18 protein-coding genes are annotated in these 18,498 nt (G+C 56.1%); 12 read left to right on the top strand and 6 right to left on the bottom strand.

What is annotated here, in order from left to right; all coding sequences use genetic code 11:
* Positions 1–40 precede the first annotated feature (40 nt).
* Positions 41–2,020: a biosynthetic arginine decarboxylase gene (speA, locus tag H7K56_RS20125; RefSeq protein ID WP_071813582.1), complete on the bottom strand. Its 1,980-nt coding sequence runs from the start codon at positions 2,018–2,020 to the stop codon at positions 41–43.
* A 796-nt stretch (positions 2,021–2,816) separates the two neighbouring features.
* Here speA and metK point away from each other — a divergent pair.
* Positions 2,817–3,968, top strand: a complete 1,152-nt coding sequence (gene metK / locus H7K56_RS20120; protein WP_021506636.1) for a methionine adenosyltransferase — start codon at positions 2,817–2,819, stop codon at positions 3,966–3,968.
* 158 nt (positions 3,969–4,126) lie between these two features.
* Here metK and H7K56_RS20115 read toward each other — a convergent pair whose 3' ends face one another.
* From H7K56_RS20115 to H7K56_RS20105, 3 genes are read right to left on the bottom strand one after another with little or no spacing between them, the layout of a single operon-like run.
* Positions 4,127–4,582 (bottom strand): DUF943 family protein, encoded by a 456-nt coding sequence (locus H7K56_RS20115; RefSeq protein WP_150361158.1) that lies wholly within the window; start codon positions 4,580–4,582, stop codon positions 4,127–4,129.
* Positions 4,579–5,355, bottom strand: a complete 777-nt coding sequence (locus H7K56_RS20110) for a DUF3289 family protein (protein ID WP_150361160.1) — start codon at positions 5,353–5,355, stop codon at positions 4,579–4,581. The genes H7K56_RS20115 and H7K56_RS20110 overlap by 4 nt, the downstream gene beginning before the upstream one ends.
* A 14-nt stretch (positions 5,356–5,369) precedes the next feature.
* Positions 5,370–5,828 carry an Hcp family type VI secretion system effector gene (locus tag H7K56_RS20105; RefSeq protein ID WP_150361175.1) on the bottom strand — a complete coding sequence of 153 codons (459 nt, stop codon included), beginning with the start codon at positions 5,826–5,828 and terminating at the stop codon, positions 5,370–5,372.
* Positions 5,829–6,327: 499 nt separating this feature from the next.
* Here H7K56_RS20105 and H7K56_RS20100 point away from each other — a divergent pair, with 499 nt between their 5' ends.
* The 7 genes from H7K56_RS20100 (at position 6,328) to ruvX (ending at position 12,036) form a co-directional block, all read left to right on the top strand.
* Positions 6,328–7,722, top strand: a complete 1,395-nt coding sequence (locus tag H7K56_RS20100; RefSeq protein WP_031279461.1) for a sugar porter family MFS transporter — start codon at positions 6,328–6,330, stop codon at positions 7,720–7,722.
* A 104-nt stretch (positions 7,723–7,826) separates the two neighbouring features.
* Positions 7,827–8,339 (top strand): SprT family zinc-dependent metalloprotease, encoded by a 513-nt coding sequence (locus H7K56_RS20095; protein WP_150361162.1) that lies wholly within the window; start codon positions 7,827–7,829, stop codon positions 8,337–8,339.
* A gap of 78 nt (positions 8,340–8,417) precedes the next feature.
* The gene (gene endA, locus H7K56_RS20090) at positions 8,418–9,125 is read left to right on the top strand and encodes a deoxyribonuclease I (RefSeq protein ID WP_150361164.1); all 708 of its coding nucleotides are present in this window, start codon (positions 8,418–8,420) and stop codon (positions 9,123–9,125) included.
* Positions 9,126–9,198: 73 nt separating this feature from the next.
* A complete protein-coding gene (gene rsmE, locus H7K56_RS20085) occupies positions 9,199–9,930 on the top strand; it encodes a 16S rRNA (uracil(1498)-N(3))-methyltransferase (RefSeq protein WP_021506632.1) in 732 nt (243 codons plus the stop codon).
* Positions 9,931–10,026: 96 nt separating this feature from the next.
* Positions 10,027–10,971 (top strand): glutathione synthase, encoded by a 945-nt coding sequence (gene gshB / locus H7K56_RS20080; protein ID WP_058781622.1) that lies wholly within the window; start codon positions 10,027–10,029, stop codon positions 10,969–10,971.
* Positions 10,972–11,056: 85 nt separating this feature from the next.
* Positions 11,057–11,620 carry a YqgE/AlgH family protein gene (locus H7K56_RS20075; protein WP_021506630.1) on the top strand — a complete coding sequence of 188 codons (564 nt, stop codon included), beginning with the start codon at positions 11,057–11,059 and terminating at the stop codon, positions 11,618–11,620.
* Positions 11,620–12,036, top strand: coding sequence for a Holliday junction resolvase RuvX (ruvX, locus tag H7K56_RS20070; RefSeq protein ID WP_058757113.1), 417 nt, complete (start codon positions 11,620–11,622; stop codon positions 12,034–12,036). The genes H7K56_RS20075 and ruvX overlap by 1 nt, the downstream gene beginning before the upstream one ends.
* A 66-nt stretch (positions 12,037–12,102) precedes the next feature.
* Here the strand turns inward: ruvX and H7K56_RS20065 are convergent, their stop codons facing one another.
* The gene (locus tag H7K56_RS20065) at positions 12,103–13,095 is read right to left on the bottom strand and encodes a type IV pilus twitching motility protein PilT (protein WP_150361166.1); all 993 of its coding nucleotides are present in this window, start codon (positions 13,093–13,095) and stop codon (positions 12,103–12,105) included.
* 16 nt (positions 13,096–13,111) lie between these two features.
* Here H7K56_RS20065 and H7K56_RS20060 point away from each other — a divergent pair, with 16 nt between their 5' ends.
* The 4 genes from H7K56_RS20060 to hemW are packed head-to-tail and all read left to right on the top strand — an operon-like array spanning position 13,112 to position 16,123.
* The gene (locus H7K56_RS20060; RefSeq protein ID WP_021506627.1) at positions 13,112–13,819 is read left to right on the top strand and encodes a YggS family pyridoxal phosphate-dependent enzyme; all 708 of its coding nucleotides are present in this window, start codon (positions 13,112–13,114) and stop codon (positions 13,817–13,819) included.
* A gap of 12 nt (positions 13,820–13,831) precedes the next feature.
* Positions 13,832–14,386 carry a YggT family protein gene (locus H7K56_RS20055; RefSeq protein ID WP_021506626.1) on the top strand — a complete coding sequence of 185 codons (555 nt, stop codon included), beginning with the start codon at positions 13,832–13,834 and terminating at the stop codon, positions 14,384–14,386.
* Between the two features lie 20 nt (positions 14,387–14,406).
* Positions 14,407–15,000 carry an XTP/dITP diphosphatase gene (locus H7K56_RS20050; RefSeq protein WP_059011651.1) on the top strand — a complete coding sequence of 198 codons (594 nt, stop codon included), beginning with the start codon at positions 14,407–14,409 and terminating at the stop codon, positions 14,998–15,000.
* Positions 14,993–16,123 (top strand): radical SAM family heme chaperone HemW, encoded by a 1,131-nt coding sequence (hemW, locus tag H7K56_RS20045; RefSeq protein WP_150361168.1) that lies wholly within the window; start codon positions 14,993–14,995, stop codon positions 16,121–16,123. The genes H7K56_RS20050 and hemW overlap by 8 nt, the downstream gene beginning before the upstream one ends.
* A 70-nt stretch (positions 16,124–16,193) precedes the next feature.
* Here hemW and H7K56_RS20040 read toward each other — a convergent pair whose 3' ends face one another.
* Positions 16,194–18,449 carry an Ig-like domain-containing protein gene (locus tag H7K56_RS20040; protein WP_150361170.1) on the bottom strand — a complete coding sequence of 752 codons (2,256 nt, stop codon included), beginning with the start codon at positions 18,447–18,449 and terminating at the stop codon, positions 16,194–16,196.
* Between the last annotated feature and the right edge of the window lie 49 nt (positions 18,450–18,498).

The raw sequence follows: 18,498 nt of genomic DNA, 5'->3' as shown, positions 1-18,498 counted from the left end.
AATAACGGGCTCCAGCCGGAGCCCGTTGCGGGAAATACACTTACTCGTCTTCGAGATAGGTGTAGCCGTAAAGCCCACTCTCAAACTCTTCAAGGAACTGCGCCCGCAGCTCTTCGTCAATATCCTGCTGCTGTTTTACCTGATCGCGGAATAACGTCATCAAATCGTTAGGATTGAGCTGCACGTATTGCAGCATATCCGCCACGGTATCCCCTTCATCAGACAGCTGCACTTCTACGCTGCCATCCGGGAAGGCGAAGACGTCAACCGCTTCGGTATCGCCAAACAGGTTGTGCATATTGCCGAGGATTTCCTGATACGCCCCGACCATAAAGAAGCCCAGCATCGGTGGATTATCCACATCGTATTCCGGCATTGGCATGGTGGTGGCAATACCGTCGCCGTCAACGTAGTGATCGATGGTGCCATCGGAATCACAGGTGATATCCAGCAGTACCGCACGACGCTGCGGGGTTTTGTTCAGCCCTTCCAGCGGCAGTACCGGGAACAGCTGATCGATGCCCCACGCATCCGGCATCGACTGGAACAGCGAGAAGTTGACGTAAATCTTGTCCGCCATGCGCTCCTGCAGCTCATCAATGATCGGCCGATGGGCGCGGTTGCTCGGATCAAGGTGCTGCTGAATATAGTGGCAGATGCTGAGATACAGCTGCTCTGCCCAGGCACGCTGACCGAGATCGTAGGTGCCTGACGAATAACCGGTGTGGATGTCGAATAGGTCCATCTGGCTGTCATGCAGCCATTCGCGCAGCGAACGGCGTACGCTTGGCTCGTGCATCTCCTGCCAGGTATCCCACAGGCTCTGAATCGGGCGCGGTGAGTCGGCATCCGGTGCGACCGGCGTGCTGAATTCATTGCGCTCAACGCCGATGATGTTGGAGACCAGCACGGTATGGTGCGCGGTCACCGCACGCCCCGATTCCGTAATCACGGTCGGATGCTCCAGACCGTGCTCTTCACAGGCGTCACCGATGGCCCAGATCACGTTGTTGGCGTATTCGTTCAGGCCGTAGTTGACCGAGCAGTCTGACTGCGAACGCGTGCCTTCGTAGTCAACCCCAAGCCCGCCGCCGACGTCAAAGCACTTGATGTTGACGCCCAGCTTCGCCAGCTCAACATAGAAGCGCGCCGATTCACGCACGCCGGTGGCGATATCGCGAATATTGGACATCTGCGAGCCGAGGTGGAAATGCAGCAGCTGCAGGCTGTCGAGACGACCCGCTTTGCGCATGATATCGACCAGCTGCAGCACCTGCGATGCCGCCAGACCAAATTTGGATTTCTCGCCGCCACTCGACTGCCACTTACCGGAGCCCTGCGATGCCAGACGGGCGCGAATGCCGAGACGCGGCACCACATTCAGCCGCTCGGCTTCTTCCAGCACCAGGCGCACTTCGGTCATCTTCTCAATCACCAGATAGACTTTATGGCCGAGCTTTTCACCAATCAGCGCCAGACGGATATATTCGCGGTCTTTGTAGCCGTTACACACAATCACCGAGCGGGTTTTCCCGGCGTGCGCCAGCACCGCCATCAGCTCAGCTTTGGAACCCGCCTCCAGCCCCAGCGGCTCGCCGGAGTTGACCAGCGATTCAATCACGCGCTTATGCTGGTTAACTTTGATCGGGTAAACCAGGAAGTAGTCGCCCTTATAGCCGTAGGATTCACGCGCGCGTTTAAAGGCGGCATTAATCGAACGCAGACGGTGCTGCAGAATTTGCGGGAAGCAGAACAGCGCAGGCAGGCGCTGGCCGTCGGCCTCGCGCTCTTTAACCAGCTTCGCCAGGTCAACGCGCACTTCCGGCTGATCCGGATCCGGGCAGACGCTGATGTGGCCGAGTTCGTTGACGTCGTAATAGTTGTTTCCCCACCAGGCAATGTTGTAGGTGCGCAGCATTCTGCTTGCGTCCTGATCGTTCATCGCCACCTCCTGCATCGAGCGGAGTACACCCTGTTCGCCAGCTGACGAACCCTTGATATTCTTCATGTCGTCAGACATCACGAACCTCAATTTTCCGTTGAAATATGAAAAAGTTGCCGGATTTTGCTGCTACTGCGCCGGATGGAAATTTCCTCATTCTGCTTATCTTGCCTCAGCAGGTTACCGTGCGCCTTACTGAGGTTAAGTGTAAAACACCGTGCCGGAAGCGGTGAACAACGGGGCAAAATCGTCCCGCATCACCTCACCACAGGCGAGTGAAACACAGCAGAGAAACTGGGGGAATAGCTTAGCCGGCGCTCGTGTCGGGATAATTACCGCAGCGCAGAAAACTTCGACGAGAGAAAAGAGCAGAACTGGAAATGGAAAGGCGTGCCAGCGCGCCAGAACGGCGCCGTGAACCGAAGAGAGCGAAAATGTGGTTCATTGTTTTTATCACCTCCAGCGCCTGCTAACAGCATGCGGAAACGGAGTGGATGAAAATCAGATCAACAGCCTCTGACAGCGCGACGCACGGGGGCGTCATCCATGGGACAACTGCGGCGTTTTATACAGTCTGACGCGGCAAAATGCAAAATCTTTGTCGGCGCGCTGCGGCGGGTGTCAGGAAAATATTCCAGTTGATCTGTAGCGATAAATGCGGATGGCGAAAAAGCACTGGAAAAACGCGCACTGAGTGACCTAAAATAGCCGTCCAGATGGTTTTCCATCTAAACTGATTAACATCCAGGCGGTGTGAGCCTGGTACGCTGACACTTCCTACTGCTTGCGGCTTTGCCTGAAGGGGCGTCGAGCTGGCATCATCCCGCTTACGCTATGCAGTCGAATTCAAACCATTTGCAAGGTAAAGAACAGAATGGCTAAACACCTTTTTACATCCGAGTCCGTATCAGAAGGACATCCTGATAAAATCGCCGATCAGATTTCCGATGCCGTGCTGGACGCCATCCTTGAACAGGATCCCAAAGCACGCGTCGCCTGCGAAACCTACGTAAAAACCGGTATGGTGCTGGTTGGCGGTGAGATCACCACCAGCGCCTGGGTCGATATCGAAGAGATCACCCGTAATACCGTACGTGAAATCGGCTATGTTCATTCCGATATGGGCTTTGATGCTAACTCTTGTGCGGTGCTGAGCGCGATTGGTAAACAGTCGCCGGACATCAACCAGGGCGTAGACCGTACCGATCCGCTGGAACAGGGCGCGGGCGACCAGGGCCTGATGTTTGGTTACGCGACCAATGAAACCGACGTGCTGATGCCGGCACCGGTGACCTACGCGCACCGTCTGGTGCAGCGTCAGGCTGAAGTGCGTAAAAACGGTACGCTGCCATGGCTGCGCCCGGATGCCAAAAGCCAGATTACCTTCCAGTACGACGGCGGCAAGATTGTCGGTATCGATGCGGTAGTGCTGTCAACTCAGCATTCAGAAGAGATTTCACAGGCCGATCTGCGTGAAGCGGTGATGGAAGAGATCATCAAGCCGGTACTGCCGACCGAGTGGATCAACGCCAGCACCAAATACCACATCAACCCAACCGGTCGTTTCGTGATCGGCGGCCCGATGGGCGACTGCGGCCTGACCGGTCGTAAAATCATCGTCGATACCTACGGCGGCATGGCTCGTCACGGCGGCGGCGCGTTCTCCGGTAAAGATCCGTCGAAAGTTGACCGCTCAGCGGCTTACGCTGCGCGCTACGTGGCGAAAAATATCGTTGCCGCTGGCCTGGCCGATCGCTGCGAAATCCAGGTTTCTTACGCGATTGGTGTGGCAGAACCGACCTCAATCATGGTGGAAACCTTCGGTACCGAGAAAGTTTCAACCGAACAGCTGACGCTGCTGGTGCGTGAGTTCTTCGACCTGCGTCCATACGGTCTGATCCAGATGATGGATCTGCTGAAGCCAATCTACAAAGAAACCGCTGCCTACGGTCACTTTGGTCGTGAACACTTCCCATGGGAACAGACCGACAAAGCCGCCCAGCTGCGCGAGGCCGCAGGCCTGTAATCAACGCGGGTGCGGGCGAAGGCTCTCACCCCGATCTTCTCTTAGCGGAGAAGGTAAATCGAGCCCGCGCAAGCGGGCTTTTTTATAACAGCAAACTTTTAATTTAATGCGCTGAATACACTACTTTTCGGTACGCTCTCTGGAAAACTATTAAAAAGCTATTTTTTTAGGTTTATAGTCAACTCACCCATATGCAATGAATAATAAACACTCCCAACATTTATAAAAACCGGATACTCTTTTAACAAGCATCTTTTTTCGCTTTTTATTTCTTCAAAACAAATGTAATCCTCATCACTTTCGCCAGAAAAGTCCTTTTCCGGAAACGATAAAGATTTATATCCGCCGTTAAAATTCACGACGAATATGGATTTTAAATCGTGTTGCTGCGGGTTCGGTAGCTGATCAATCATGGGCTTAAGTTTATTCACCCACCAACTCTCAAGTGCTTTACCTGATGCGGGGGGATGCTGAACAACGACCATTAATGCGCCATTCTCAAAAAAAGCATCTTTAATTTCAGGTTCAGAAGAGGCGCCCACCCAAATTAATATGGATAAAAAGATGAGACTAAAAGACAAAAAAATTATTACAATTCGGGATTTTTTATTCATGATAACTCTATTGTTGCCTCCATATTAGTGAAAAAAGGCTTGTAAGCATAATCCTTATGTCTTTGCAGGATAAACCATATGTTGAATATTCTGAGCTTGTTATAGAGTGGATGCAAGATGTCTCTATCGTCTAGTCCAAAATGATCCTGACCTTTTACTTTGATCTTAGCAGAATATCTATGCTGAGAATAACAGACGTTTTCCAGCGTGATGCTGACATGATGAATATCATGGATGCTAATACCCAGACCGTTAAAATTGTCCACTTTTCTGGAAAATTTTGGCTTAGACATTTTCATCATATCAGCTTTTAACCTCTCAGAGTCGAACTCTGAGTTGTTTAACAAGCTATCCTGTAACGCCAGTTTGATTCTGTTGAGCATGCTACTTTCTGGCGCCTGTTTTAGTAGCATTTCTTTAAATGCTGAATTGAGTAATAGTGATTGATAAGGCCTGCCAGAGTTTAACTCCATATGATTTATAATTTGAAATATTATCTCTTTATATGGGCCATAGAATGAATGAAATCTAGCCAACTCCCTGAACTCAGAAAAAAGTATTTTAGCCGCTTCATATTTATCTAGCTTTTTACGATTAAAGACTGAAGTCGGTTCAAGTGTGTAAGGATTTAACTTTGCAGAAACATTATTAAGGCCGTATTTGTTTATACATATTTCTGTTGTCAAGTCCCCACAAAGCATGTCATCTGCGCGAAAATCGTTTTCTTTCTTTTGGGATGAAAATAGCAGGATCGATTTAGTAATGTCTTCCATGAATATCTTCCTTATTAAAACGCTGAAGTATTCTCTTTGATGTTCCAGCCTGAACGCGTTTCAGCGCCTTTGCCCCCTGCAGCCGTTTGCTCCCAGTATTGGATTTTGACGATATCAGCCTGAAATTCATACTCGACTGACGCAACCACATCATTATCATTAAGCTGAGCTTCGAATACCTGCACATTTTCCAGTGTTATACGATAGTATTCCTGCTGGCCCGTTCCTGCTCTGCAAGCCGATACGATGATTTTTCTTAGCTTTCGACCACTCGACGTTAACAACAGCATTGCGGGAGTAGCCTTATCAATTTTTGCCTTGACCACCAGATTGCGATAACTGCCCATACCGGCTTCGCTGCCGGATCGCCAGGCCCCCCAGTTGTAGCTATCAATATCAATCCAGCCCATATGCGTGGCGTCTCTTGACTCCCCTGCAACACCATAAACCTGAAGAAATAAGCTACTCATTATTCGATTTCCCTTTTCGAAAGAAATTGTTCCTGGCACCGATAGTATCATAAATGAACAATAACCACTCAAATAAAGTGGTTATTTGCTATGTCTCCGAACCAATACAACGCGCCTCTGCACCATCACACTTTTTGTCTACAGCACCGCAGGCGCATTTTTCAGCGCTGTCTACACTGTTAGCACTGCGCTTACAACAAAGTGTTAACGATTACATTTTGAAATCCTTTTAATATCTTCAATTTAGAGATTTTTCAGCGTAGTAACGGTGATGAAAATGCGTTATTTTCAGCGTCGTCTGATAGCCGATATTTATAGTGATGTCAGAAACTTAAAGGGTGCTATACCTTACTGGTTATGTGACTGATTCGGGCAAAAAATGCTGGATTACAGGGTTTCAGCGTGTGTAACCGATTACATCGATGTGATCGCACTCACTTTTTCCCGCAGGCAGCTTACTTAACATTGATAAAAACAAAGATGGATAAACTTCGGAGGCAATATGCCTGGTAATACTCACAAAAGCAGAACCTCAAACAAGGCGATGACCCTGTTTGTCTGCTTTCTGGCCGCTCTGGCGGGCCTGCTGTTCGGTCTGGATATCGGCGTTATCGCCGGTGCCCTGCCCTTCATCGCGAAAGATTTCAACGTTACCGCACATCAGCAGGAGTGGATCGTCAGCTCAATGATGTTCGGTGCTGCGGTCGGTGCCGTGGGCAGCGGCTGGATGTCTTCGCGTCTCGGCCGTAAAAAGAGCCTGATGGCCGGTGCCATCCTGTTCGTTATCGGTTCACTGTGGTCGGCGATGGCGCCAAACCCGGAAATGCTGATTGCCGCACGCGTGGTGCTCGGCCTTGCCGTCGGCGTTGCCTCTTATACCGCCCCGCTGTATCTCTCGGAAATCGCACCGGAGAAGATCCGCGGCAGTATGATTTCCCTGTATCAGCTGATGATCACCATCGGTATTCTCGGCGCTTACCTGTCGGACACCGCGTTCAGTGCCTCGGGCGACTGGCGCTGGATGCTGGGCATCATCACTATTCCGGCGGTGCTGCTGCTGGTTGGCGTGGTGTTCCTGCCAAACAGCCCGCGCTGGCTGGCGGCGAAAGGTGACTTCCGCGATGCACAGCGCGTGCTGGACCGCCTGCGTGACACCAGCGAGCAGGCGAAACGCGAGCTGGATGAGATCCGCGAAAGCCTGAAGATCAAACAGTCCGGCTGGCAGCTGTTCCAGAGCAACAGCAACTTCCGCCGCGCGGTGTTCCTCGGCGTGCTGTTGCAGGTAATGCAGCAGTTCACCGGCATGAACGTCATCATGTACTACGCACCGAAAATCTTCGAAATCGCCGGCTTCGCCAATACCACGCAGCAAATGTGGGGCACCGTGATCGTGGGTCTGGTGAACGTGCTGGCGACCTTTATCGCTATCGGTCTGGTGGATCGCTGGGGCCGTAAACCCACGCTGGTGCTGGGCTTCCTGGTGATGGCGGCCGGCATGGGCATCCTCGGTACCATGCTGCACATTGGCATTAACTCTGCCGGTGAGCAGTACTTTGCCATCGCCATGCTGCTGATGTTCATTGTTGGCTTCGCGATGTCAGCCGGTCCGCTGATTTGGGTACTGTGTTCTGAAATTCAGCCGCTGAAAGGGCGTGATTTTGGTATCACCGTCTCTACCGCGACCAACTGGATTGCCAACATGATCGTTGGTGCCACCTTCCTGACCATGCTGAACTCGCTGGGCAACGCGCCGACTTTCTGGGTCTACGCCGCGCTGAACGTGTTCTTTATTCTACTGACGGTCGCGCTGATTCCGGAGACCAAAAACGTCTCGCTGGAGCACATCGAGCGCAACCTGATGTCGGGCAAAAAACTGCGCGATATCGGCCAGCAGTAAGGCCAGATGCGTTAACCGGGGCTGCCGCAGGGCGGCCCTTTTTTTATCTGCCGCCTGTGCGCATGCAGTTGCGTACCCCGCTGCAACGCCTTATGCTGCCGCACATGAAAACGCCACGTCTGCCCATCGCCCTGCAACAAGCCGTCATGCGCTCGCTGCGCCATTTTTTGCAGCTGGCTCAGCAAAAACTCGAACGTCATTTCGAAGAGCCGACGCTGGTTTATCAGCAGCGCGGCACGGCCGCAGGCACCGCTTGGCTGGAGCAGTGGCAAATTCGCCTCAACCCGGTGCTGCTGCTGGAAAACCAGCAGGCTTTTATCGATGAAGTGGTGCCGCATGAGCTGGCGCATCTGCTGGTGTGGAAAACCTTCGGCCGCGTGCCGCCGCACGGCAAAGAGTGGAAGTGGATGATGGAGGACGTGCTGGGCGTGCCCGCCCGCCGCACCCACCAGTTCGCAATCACTTCGGTGCGCAGCAATACCTTCCCCTATCGCTGTCGCTGCCAGCAACATCAGCTGACGGTACGCCGCCATAACCGCGTAATGCGTGGTGAGAGCGAATATCGCTGCGTGCATTGCGGTACGCTGCTGCAACCCGGTGAATACGCAGCGGATTAGTCCGCGATTCTCATTCCCCGCGCCCGACCATTCTGTTACCCTGCCGCCCTTTTTCGGTACCAGGTTATTTTTTGGAATATGTCTCGCAAAACGCTGTTATTACTCTCTCTGCTGGTCGCGCCGCTCAGCGCGTACAGCCTCAGTCTCACCCATTACAACCAGAACAATTTTCAGCAGGCGAAAGTGGTCGCGGCAAAGATCAACGCGGATGCGCCGGCGGATTTTTACTGCGGCTGCAAAATCAGCTGGCACGGTAAAAAAGGCGTGCCGGATCTGAACAGCTGCGGCTATAGCGTGCGCAAGAACGCCAACCGCGCGGAACGCATCGAGTGGGAACACGTCATGCCGGCATGGGAGTTTGGTCATCAGCGTCAGTGCTGGCAAAATGGCGGACGCAAAAACTGCAGCAAAGACGCAGATTACCGTCGCATCGAAAGCGATCTGCACAACCTGCAGCCAGCCATCGGCGAAGTGAACGGCGACCGCAACAACTTCCAGTACAGCCAGTGGAACGGTGGCGAGCAGCCGTACGGTCAGTGCAGCATGAAGATCGATTTTAAGCAGAAGCGCGCCGAGCCTCCCGAGCGCGCGCGCGGCGCCATCGCCCGCACCTACTTCTATATGCGCGACCAGTATCATCTGCGCCTGTCACGCCAGCAAACCCAGCTGTTCACCGCGTGGAACAAGCAGTATCCGGTCACGCCGTGGGAGTGCGAACGTGACCAGCGCATCGCCACGGTGCAGGGAAATCACAATTCCTGGGTACAGCAGGCTTGCCAGCGCTGAAAGCGCTACCCTACACTAGCTTTTTTCGATTGGGCCGCATCGCGCGATGCGGCATAACGCCGGCAGGAACCGCATGCGCATACCCCGCATTTATCACCCCGAAGCTCTAACCGTTAACAGTGAAGTTCTGCTTGATGAGGATGCCGCCAACCACGTTGGCCGCGTGCTGCGCATGAGCGCCGGACAGCAGATCGAGCTGTTTGATGGCAGTAATCTGACTTTTAGCGCCGAAATCACCCAGGCCGACAAAAAGCGTGTAAAAGTAAAGGTCCTTGCCAGCCAGCCTGACGATCGCGAATCCCCGCTGCACTTACACCTCGGTCAGGTGATGTCGCGCGGTGAAAAAATGGAATTCACTATCCAGAAATCGATCGAACTGGGCGTGAATGTGATTACGCCCTTGTTTTCTGAACGCTGTGGCGTAAAGCTGGATGCCGAACGCCTGGCGAAAAAGATTCAGCAGTGGCAGAAAATTGCCATCGCCGCCTGCGAGCAGTGCGGTCGTAATCGCGTGCCGGAAATCCGTGCCGCGATGACGCTCGAAGCCTGGTGCGCCGAAGCGGATGACGGCCTGAAGCTCAATCTGCATCCGCGCGCCAGTCACAGCATCAATACGCTGCCGCAGCCGGTTGAACGCGTACGGCTGCTGATTGGCCCGGAAGGCGGCCTGTCGGCAGAGGAAATTGCCATGACGGCGCAGCACGGCTTTACCGATATCCTGCTCGGTCCGCGCGTTTTGCGCACCGAAACCACGGCGCTCACCGCCATCACGGCACTTCAGGTGAGGTTTGGTGACCTCGGTTAAGGGATACTTTCAGCCCGAAGACACACGCAGATAACTGACCAGCACAACGCTTTCGCACGGAACGGGGTGGCTGAATTCCCCTTTGAGGAGAGAATAATGATTAAGCTTGGCATCGTTATGGACCCGATTTCGTCCATCAACATTAAAAAAGACTCCAGCTTCGCCATGTTGCTGGAAGCACAGCGCCGCGGTTATGAAATTCACTACATGGAGATGGGCGATCTGTCGCTGCGTGGTGGCGTGACTTATGCGCGCACCCGGCTACTGAGCGTCGAGCAGAACTACGAGCAGTGGTACACGTTTGGCAGCGAGCAGACTATCCCGCTGGCCGATCTTAACGTGGTGCTGATGCGTAAAGACCCGCCGTTTGATACCGAGTTTATCTACGCCACTTATCTGCTGGAGCGCGCGGAAGAGCAAGGCACGCTGATCGTTAACAAACCGCAGAGCCTGCGTGACTGCAACGAAAAACTCTACACCGCCTGGTTTGCCGACCTGACGCCAGACACGCTGGTGACGCGCAACAAAGAGCAGCTGCGCGCGTTCTGGCAGGAGCATGGCGATGTGATCTTCAAGCCGCTCGACGGCATGGGCGGCGCGTCGATTTTCCGCATCAAAAAAGATGATGCCAACTTCGGCGTGATCACTGAAACGCTGACCAACCACGGTCAGTTCTTCTGCATGGCGCAAAATTATCTGCCAGCGATCAAAGACGGTGATAAGCGCGTGCTGGTGGTCGATGGTGAACCAGTGCCATACTGCCTCGCACGCATTCCGCAGGGCGGCGAAACCCGTGGCAACCTTGCCGCCGGTGGCCGCGGCGAAGCCCGTCCGCTGAGCGACAGCGACTGGGAAATTGCCCGCCGTGTAGGTCCGACATTGAAAGCCAAAGGGCTGATTTTTGTCGGCCTCGATATTATCGGTGATAAACTGACAGAAGTTAACGTCACCAGCCCAACCTGCATCCGCGAAATCGAGGCGGCGTTCCCGGTCTCCATCACCGGCATGCTGATGGACGCGATTGAAAAACGTTTGGGCTGAGGATGCCGCAGGAGTGAGAGCTCCGTGAACCACCCAAAGCCGGTGCAGCCGTTCAGCACCGGCTATTTTTGGTAAACGAGTGAGAATGAATTTACAGCACCATTTCTTGATTGCGATGCCGTCGCTGCAGGACCCTTTCTTCAAACGCTCGGTGGTGTATATCTGCGAGCATAACGAAGAGGGTGCCATGGGTTTGATCGTTAACAAGCCGATGGACAACCTGACGGTCGAAGGCATCCTGAAAAAACTTAAGATCAGCCCATCAGAACGCGATCCTGCCATCAAACTGGACAAACCGGTGTTTGCCGGTGGTCCGCTGGCGGAAGATCGTGGCTTTATTCTGCACTCGGCCCAGCGCGTGTTCTCCTCCAGTATTCGCATTTCTGACAATACGGTGATCACCACTTCGCGCGATGTGCTGGAAGCGATCGGCACGCGTGAACAGCCAGAGAACGTGCTGGTAGCGCTGGGTTATTGCGCGTGGGAGAAGGATCAGCTGGAAAATGAGCTGCTGGAGAATGCCTGGCTGACCACGCCGGCCAATACGCAGATCCTGTTCCAGACGCCGATTGCCGAACGCTGGCGTGAAGCCGCGCGCAGCATGGGTGTGGACATCCATAACATGACCAGCGATGCAGGGCACGCCTGATGGCCAGTGAAACGCTGCTCGGTTTCGACTTCGGTACCAAAAGCATCGGCGTTGCCATCGGGCAACAGCTGACCGGCACTGCGCGCCCGCTCACCGCGCTGAAAGCGCAGGACGGCACGCCGGACTGGGAACTCATTGGTAAGCTGCTGAAAGAGTGGCAGCCGGATTACGTGGTGGTTGGCCTGCCACTCAACATGGACGGCAGCGAACAGCCGCTGACGGCGCGCGCGCGTAAGTTTGCTAACCGGCTGCACGGCCGCTTCGGCGTGCGTGTGGAGCTACAGGATGAGCGCCTGAGCACCGTTGAAGCGCGCGCCGACCTGTTCGAACGCGGCGGCTATCGCGCGCTGCAGAAAGGCCATATCGATTCGCAGTCCGCGGTGATTATCCTGCAGGACTGGTTCGAGACGCATTAAATCAGCCCGGACACGGCCGCGCGGTTTCGTGCCGCCGTGTCGACGGTTCTCAGGGCACGTCCCCGCTCAAATTAATCCCGCCTCACGCCGGGCCTGCTCGCTCTGGGCGAAAGTCTGCATCCCTGCCTGCGCGCCGGTCTGCAACACACCGGGCAGCTGATGCATTTTACCTTCGCGGATCAGGTTAGCGACCGCCGGCGTCGCCACCAGCACTTCAAACAGGCCAATGCGGCCGCCGGCTTTGGCAGCGACTAAACGCTGCGCCAGCACCGCTTTCAGGCTGCCGGCCAGCTGCGTGCGCACGAGGTTTTTCTCCTCGGCCGGAAACACATCCACCAGCCGGTCCACCGCCTGCGTCGCGCCGCGCGTATGCAGCGTGGCCAGCACCAGATGGCCGGTCTCAGCAGCGGTCAGCGCCAGCCGGATGGTTTCGCTGTCGCGCAGCTCACCCAGCAGGATCACATCCGGATCTTCACGCAGCGCCGCTTTTAATCCGAGCTGAAACGAAGCGCAGTGCGCGCCGATTTCGCGCTGCTGAATCAGCGAACGCTGGCTGTGGTGGACGAACTCGATCGGATCTTCCAGCGTGATAATGTGGCGCGCCTGCTGACGATTGAGGCTATCCACCAGCGCCGCCAGCGTGGTGGATTTGCCGCTGCCGGTCGCGCCGGTGATGAGGATAAGCCCTTCCTCCAGCTGCAGCAGCGAGCGCACCACGTCCGGCAGCTGCAGGCGCGCCATATCCGGTGGCTGGCTGGCAATCAGCCGCAGCGCCAGCGCCAGTCCGTGACGCTGGCGGAACAGATTGGCGCGCAGCCGGCTGCCGTTGCCGAGCGTGATGGCGAAATCGACGTGACCGCTACTGGCTAACTCGCTGCGCTGCACGGCGCTAAGCCACTGCTCGCTAAAGGCCTGTAGCCAGCGCTCAGGCAAGCTGTGCTGTTGCGGTATTGGCTCCAGCACGCCCTGCCGGCGCCAGTGCGGTAAATGTCCGCTGCAAAGGTGCAGATCGGCCGCATTATGCTTTACACTAAGCGCCACAACGTCATCCAAATCCATTTAACTTCTCCTGACTATGACTTCCATTGAGCACAACTTACAGCAAGTGCGCGAGCGGATCGCTGCTGCCGCCGCGCGTTGCGGCCGCGCGCCAGAAGAAATTACGCTGCTTGCAGTGAGCAAAACCAAACCTGCGAGCGCTATCGCAGAAGCCATTGCCGCCGGACAGCGCGCCTTCGGTGAAAATTACGTGCAGGAAGGGGTTGAAAAAGTTGCCGAACTGGCCGCACATCCTGATCTGCAATGGCACTTTATCGGGCCGTTACAATCCAATAAAAGCCGTCTGGTGGCGGAAAACTTTGCCTGGTGCCATACCGTTGACCGTCTGCGTATCGCGCAGCGGCTGAACGATCAGCGTCCGGCCGCGCTGCCGCCGCTCAACGTGTTAATTCAGGTAAATATCAGTGACGAGCACAGCAAATCTGGCATCATGCTGGAGGCCGTCGCCGGGCTGGCACAACAGATTGCCGCCCTGCCGCGTTTGCGCCTGCGTGGGCTGATGGCGATTCCGGCGCCCGAGCAGGATTACGCGCGCCAGCTGGCGGTATGCCAGCAGATGGCCAGCGCGTTTCGCGCCTTGCAACAGGACTATCCAGGCGTCGATACGCTTTCTCTGGGAATGAGCGACGATATGGATGCGGCGATTGCCGCAGGCAGTACGATGGTGCGCATCGGCACCGCGGTATTTGGCGCGCGGGATTATGCACGCCCTTCACAACAATAATTGAGGAACCTCATGTTAACACTGACGTTTTTAGTCAAAACGCTGATTGATCTGTACGTGATGGTGCTGCTGCTGCGCATCTGGATGCAGTGGTCACGCTGTGACTTTTACAATCCGCTGGCGCAGTTTGTCGTGAAGATCACCCAGCCGATTGTTAAACCGCTGCGCCGCATTTTGCCGGCGCTGGGACCGATTGACACCGCGTCGCTGCTGCTGGCATTCGTGCTGACCACGCTGAAATATCCGATTCTGCTGCTGATTCAGGTCGGAGTGTTCTCCGTCGATCCGACCAACCTGCTGGTGGGCCTGCTGTCACTGGTCAAATCCGCCGGCTATCTGGTGTTCTGGGTGATCATCATTCGCTCGCTGATGAGCTGGATCAGCCAGGGACGCGGCGCGATGGACTATGTGCTGATCCAGCTGACCGAACCGCTGATGGCACCGATTCGCCGTATCCTGCCGGCGATGGGCGGCATCGATTTCTCAGCGATGATCGTGATTCTGGTGCTGTATGCGCTGAACTTCCTCGGTATGGACCTGTTCCCGGGTCTCTGGTACCTGCTGTAATTCGTTAATCTGGAACTGTTATGCAAAAAGTTGTGCTCGCCACCGGTAATCCGGGCAAAGTACGTGAACTGGCCGATCTGTTAGCGGCCTTCGGCCTGGATATCGTGGCGCAAACCGAGCTGGGCGTAGAGTCTGCCGAAGAGACCGGACTGACCTTTATCGAAAACGCCATCCTGAAAGCACGTCACGCGGCGCAGATCACCGGCCTGCCGGCGATTGCTGATGACTCCGGGCTGGCGGTCGATGCGCTGGGCGGCGCGCCGGGCATTTACTCGGCGCGCTATGCCGGCGTTGATGCCAGCGACCAGCAGAATCTCGACAAACTGCTGCAGGCGCTGGAGCAGGTGCCGGACGGCGAGCGCCAGGCACAGTTCCACTGCGTACTGGTGTACGTGCGTCACGCCGCCGACCCGACGCCGCTGGTGTTCCACGGCAGCTGGGCCGGGGAGATTACCCGCGCGGCCGCCGGTGAAGGCGGTTTCGGTTATGATCCGATCTTCTACGTGCCGGCGCTGGGTAAAACCGCCGCCGAGCTGAGCAAGGATGAAAAGCGTGCCGTGTCGCACCGGGGTAAAGCATTGACGCTACTGCTGGAAGCGATGCGCAATGCCTGAGTTACCACCGTTAAGCCTTTATATCCACATCCCGTGGTGCGTGCAGAAATGTCCGTACTGCGACTTCAACTCGCACGCGCTCAAAGGCGAAGTGCCGCACAGCGAGTATGTGCAGCATCTGCTCAACGATCTTGACCAGGATCTGCCGCTGATCGCCGGGCGCGAAGTGCGCACTATCTTTATCGGCGGCGGCACGCCCAGCCTGCTGAGCAGCGAAGCGATGCAGCAGCTGATGGATGGCGTGCGCGCGCGCCTGCCGCTGGCGGCGGACGCCGAAATCACCATGGAAGCCAATCCGGGCACGGTGGAAGCCGATCGCTTCAGCGGCTATCAGCGGGCGGGCATTAACCGGATTTCGATTGGCGTGCAGAGTTTCAGTCCGCAAAAGCTGACGCGCCTGGGGCGCATCCACGGTCCGGACGAGGCGGTCCGCGCGGCACAACTGGCGGCCGGTCTCGGCCTGCGCAGCTTTAACCTCGACCTGATGCACGGCCTGCCGGATCAGTCGCTGGAAGAAGCGCTGGACGATTTGCGCCAGGCGATTGCCCTCAACCCGCCGCATCTGTCGTGGTATCAGCTGACCATTGAGCCCAACACGCTGTTTGGTTCACGCCCGCCGGTTTTGCCGGATGACGATGCGCTGTGGGATATCTTTGAGCAGGGTCATCAGCTGCTGAGCGCCGCAGGCTATCAGCAGTATGAAACCTCGGCCTACGCCAAACCGGGCTATCGCTGCGAGCATAACCTGAACTACTGGCGCTTCGGTGATTACCTCGGCATCGGCTGTGGCGCGCACGGCAAGCTGACGCAGCCGGACGGGCGCATCGTGCGCACGGTGAAAACCCGTCATCCGCGCGGTTTTATGAAGGGCAACTATCTGGATAAGCAGCATGACGTGCCGGACGAGGACAAGCCGTTCGAGTTCTTTATGAACCGTTTCCGCCTGCTGGAAGCCGCGCCGCGCGCCGATTTTCAGCGCTACACCGGGCTGGACGAGGCAGTGATTCGCCCGCAGATCGACGCAGCCATCGCCGCCGGTTATGTGCAGGAGCAGCCAGAGCACTGGCAGATCACTGAAAAAGGCAAACTGTTCCTCAATTCGCTACTGGAGCTGTTCATGTAAATTCAGCGGAGAAGGCGCGCGCCTTTTCCGCTGGCAGCCGTACTGTGCGGCACGGCTGCATCTGTTACGCTCAGGCGACCATCACCTCATTATTGATTAACAGCGTTGCGCTGTGGTCGAGACTCTCAAACACCTGCCACACTTTGCCACCGCTCTGCTGCGTCCCCTGCTGCTGCCACTGCTGATAAAATTGCGTGCTATCGCTGAGCTGCACCACGTCGCCGGCATCGCCATCAATCAGCCAGCTGCGCGTGCGCTCTGGCAGCAGCACATCCTGGTGCGCCTGCTGCAACAGCTGCTGCGCATCCAGCTGCAGCAGATTGTCCCCGGAGCCGGTGAGATCGATATGCTGCAGGCCGCTGATATGCTGCGTCAGCTGCTGATAATCAAGCTGCTGATGTTCTCCTTCCAGCACCAGCGCAGAGAAGCCCTGCAGCAGTTGTCCGCTGTGCGCCGCCAGCCACTGCTGCACATCATTCAGATGCAGCTGCGCGCCCTCCTGTTCCTGCGTTTCCGGCAGCGTATGGTGCTGTATCAGGCTCTCGTCTTTGCCCCAGCGCACAGTATCAATAATCCAGCCCACATCGCGCTTCACCAGCACGTTCCAGCACAGCACTTTTTTATAGGTATCCGGATCTTCACCTGAATGGACGTCAATATAGCCAATCTGCTGGCCCGCCGGAGCCTGCCAGCTAAAGGTGTTCAGGCCTTGCTCTGACCGACTGGCGCCACTGGGCTGCAGGTATTCGCGCCCCAGCAGTTCACCGCTGGGGGAGAAGATATCCACGTAGGTATCGCAATTGTGGAGATAGCCATAATTGAACTCCACGTAATTGGTGGCACCAAAATCAAACTGCACGACTGAATGATCCAGCATCTCAATCGCTTTGCTTTCATAGCCATCCGGCCGGTTCATGATGCCGGTATAGAAACAGTTGTTGCTGGTGCCATGTTTCAGTTCGGTGACTTTCAACCCGCCGTACTGATACACACGGCCGGTTTGCCAGCTGGTATTGGCGCGACAGTTCCAGTTCTCTTCGCCAGAACTGTGCTTTACGCCAGAGTCATGGTTAATCGCCCAGTTGGGCGCATAGTCACTGACGTTACCCGCCACATCGACCGCTTTTACCGTAAAGTTGTTGCTGCCCGGCTGCATGTCGCGGTCCGGGGTAATCTGCCAGCGCCCATCGGCCCCCACCGTCGCGCTGCCGGCTGCCACGCCGTTCTGGTACAGCGTCACCTGACTGTAAGGCTCGGCCTGTCCGGAAAAATCGAGCCGCTTATCGTCGGTGGTCTGGACCGGCAGCACCGGCTGGATGGTGCCGACGTCATCGATAGCCTGCAGGATGGTGGGCGTGTTGATACGGGTGTCGATGGTCAGCGTCCAGCTGTCGCTCCATTGACTGACGTTGCCGGCTTTATCGCTGCTGCGGCTGCGAAAACGCCAGTCGCCGTCCGGCAGCAGATCCTGCGGCGGCGTCCAGTGCCAGTGGCCGCTGCTGTCGACGGTGGCCGTACCGCCGACAACCCACTTTCCGCCCGGTGCGGCATACTGAATGCGCACCACGCTGCCGGGCTCGGCTTCGCCGTGCAGTTCCGGCCGGACATCATCGGTGGGTTTGCCGCGGCCAAACTGGCCCTGATACAGCCCGCGATTGTCGTCGTAATAGCTGAACGTCGGCGTTTCCGGGGTAAGCGTATCGAGATGAAAGGTCCACTTCGGCGACGGCTGACTGCGGTTGTCGGCGCGGTCCTCGGCCTGCGCCGTCAGGTTATAGGTTCCGTCCTGCGGCAGATCGAGCTGCGCCTGCCAGTTGCCCTGCGCATCGGCACGCACAGAGGCGAGAAGTTGGTTGCCATTATAGAGATAAACCAGCGCGTTGGCTTCCGCCTGCCCGCGTACCACCGGCTGATCATCGTTGGTATAGCCGTTACGCCTGATGCTGTTACCGTCCTCCACGCCGCCGGCAACGTGGTCTTCAATGGCTTCAATGATCGGTCTGGCGGGCCGATGGGTATCGATATTGTAATCCACGCGCGTGGGTGCGCTGTGATTGCCGGCTGCATCCACGGCGGTGAAGGTTAGCTGGTATTCACCATCGGCCATCGGCTGCGGCGGCATCCACTCGAAGTGGCCATTGATCACCGGCACGCGTAGCGGATTGCCACCGTTAACCGTCACGATGACTTCAACGGCGTCCGGCGTTTGCACCGTTCCCTGCCAGCGTTTTTGCGGATCGTTGTACCAGCCGCGTTCGGCAAAGATAACTACAGGGGGTGATAAAACCGGATGTGAACTGGAAGCAGAGGTGTCAGAAAATAACATAAAATTTCCTTAAAAATTAATAAGTTCAACAGGCTGAATGCCCGTTGAT

This window comes from Pantoea dispersa, assembly GCF_014155765.1.
Lineage (GTDB): Bacteria > Pseudomonadota > Gammaproteobacteria > Enterobacterales > Enterobacteriaceae > Pantoea > Pantoea dispersa.
Note: the sequence above shows the minus strand (reverse complement) of the source record. Positions and strands in the feature narration are given on the sequence as shown.

Excerpts from the sequence above, each read along its gene's own strand:
- speA (WP_071813582.1), bottom strand. The coding sequence starts at position 2,020 with ATGTCTGACGACATGAAGAATATCAAGGGTTCGTCAGCTGGCGAACAG.
- metK (WP_021506636.1), top strand. The coding sequence starts at position 2,817 with ATGGCTAAACACCTTTTTACATCCGAGTCCGTATCAGAAGGACATCCT.
- H7K56_RS20115 (WP_150361158.1), bottom strand. The coding sequence starts at position 4,582 with ATGAATAAAAAATCCCGAATTGTAATAATTTTTTTGTCTTTTAGTCTC.
- H7K56_RS20110 (WP_150361160.1), bottom strand. The coding sequence starts at position 5,355 with ATGGAAGACATTACTAAATCGATCCTGCTATTTTCATCCCAAAAGAAA.
- H7K56_RS20100 (WP_031279461.1), top strand. The coding sequence starts at position 6,328 with ATGCCTGGTAATACTCACAAAAGCAGAACCTCAAACAAGGCGATGACC.
- H7K56_RS20095 (WP_150361162.1), top strand. The coding sequence starts at position 7,827 with ATGAAAACGCCACGTCTGCCCATCGCCCTGCAACAAGCCGTCATGCGC.
- endA (WP_150361164.1), top strand. The coding sequence starts at position 8,418 with ATGTCTCGCAAAACGCTGTTATTACTCTCTCTGCTGGTCGCGCCGCTC.
- rsmE (WP_021506632.1), top strand. The coding sequence starts at position 9,199 with ATGCGCATACCCCGCATTTATCACCCCGAAGCTCTAACCGTTAACAGT.
- gshB (WP_058781622.1), top strand. The coding sequence starts at position 10,027 with ATGATTAAGCTTGGCATCGTTATGGACCCGATTTCGTCCATCAACATT.
- H7K56_RS20075 (WP_021506630.1), top strand. The coding sequence starts at position 11,057 with ATGAATTTACAGCACCATTTCTTGATTGCGATGCCGTCGCTGCAGGAC.
- ruvX (WP_058757113.1), top strand. The coding sequence starts at position 11,620 with ATGGCCAGTGAAACGCTGCTCGGTTTCGACTTCGGTACCAAAAGCATC.
- H7K56_RS20065 (WP_150361166.1), bottom strand. The coding sequence starts at position 13,095 with ATGGATTTGGATGACGTTGTGGCGCTTAGTGTAAAGCATAATGCGGCC.
- H7K56_RS20060 (WP_021506627.1), top strand. The coding sequence starts at position 13,112 with ATGACTTCCATTGAGCACAACTTACAGCAAGTGCGCGAGCGGATCGCT.
- H7K56_RS20055 (WP_021506626.1), top strand. The coding sequence starts at position 13,832 with ATGTTAACACTGACGTTTTTAGTCAAAACGCTGATTGATCTGTACGTG.
- H7K56_RS20050 (WP_059011651.1), top strand. The coding sequence starts at position 14,407 with ATGCAAAAAGTTGTGCTCGCCACCGGTAATCCGGGCAAAGTACGTGAA.
- hemW (WP_150361168.1), top strand. The coding sequence starts at position 14,993 with ATGCCTGAGTTACCACCGTTAAGCCTTTATATCCACATCCCGTGGTGC.
- H7K56_RS20040 (WP_150361170.1), bottom strand. The coding sequence starts at position 18,449 with ATGTTATTTTCTGACACCTCTGCTTCCAGTTCACATCCGGTTTTATCA.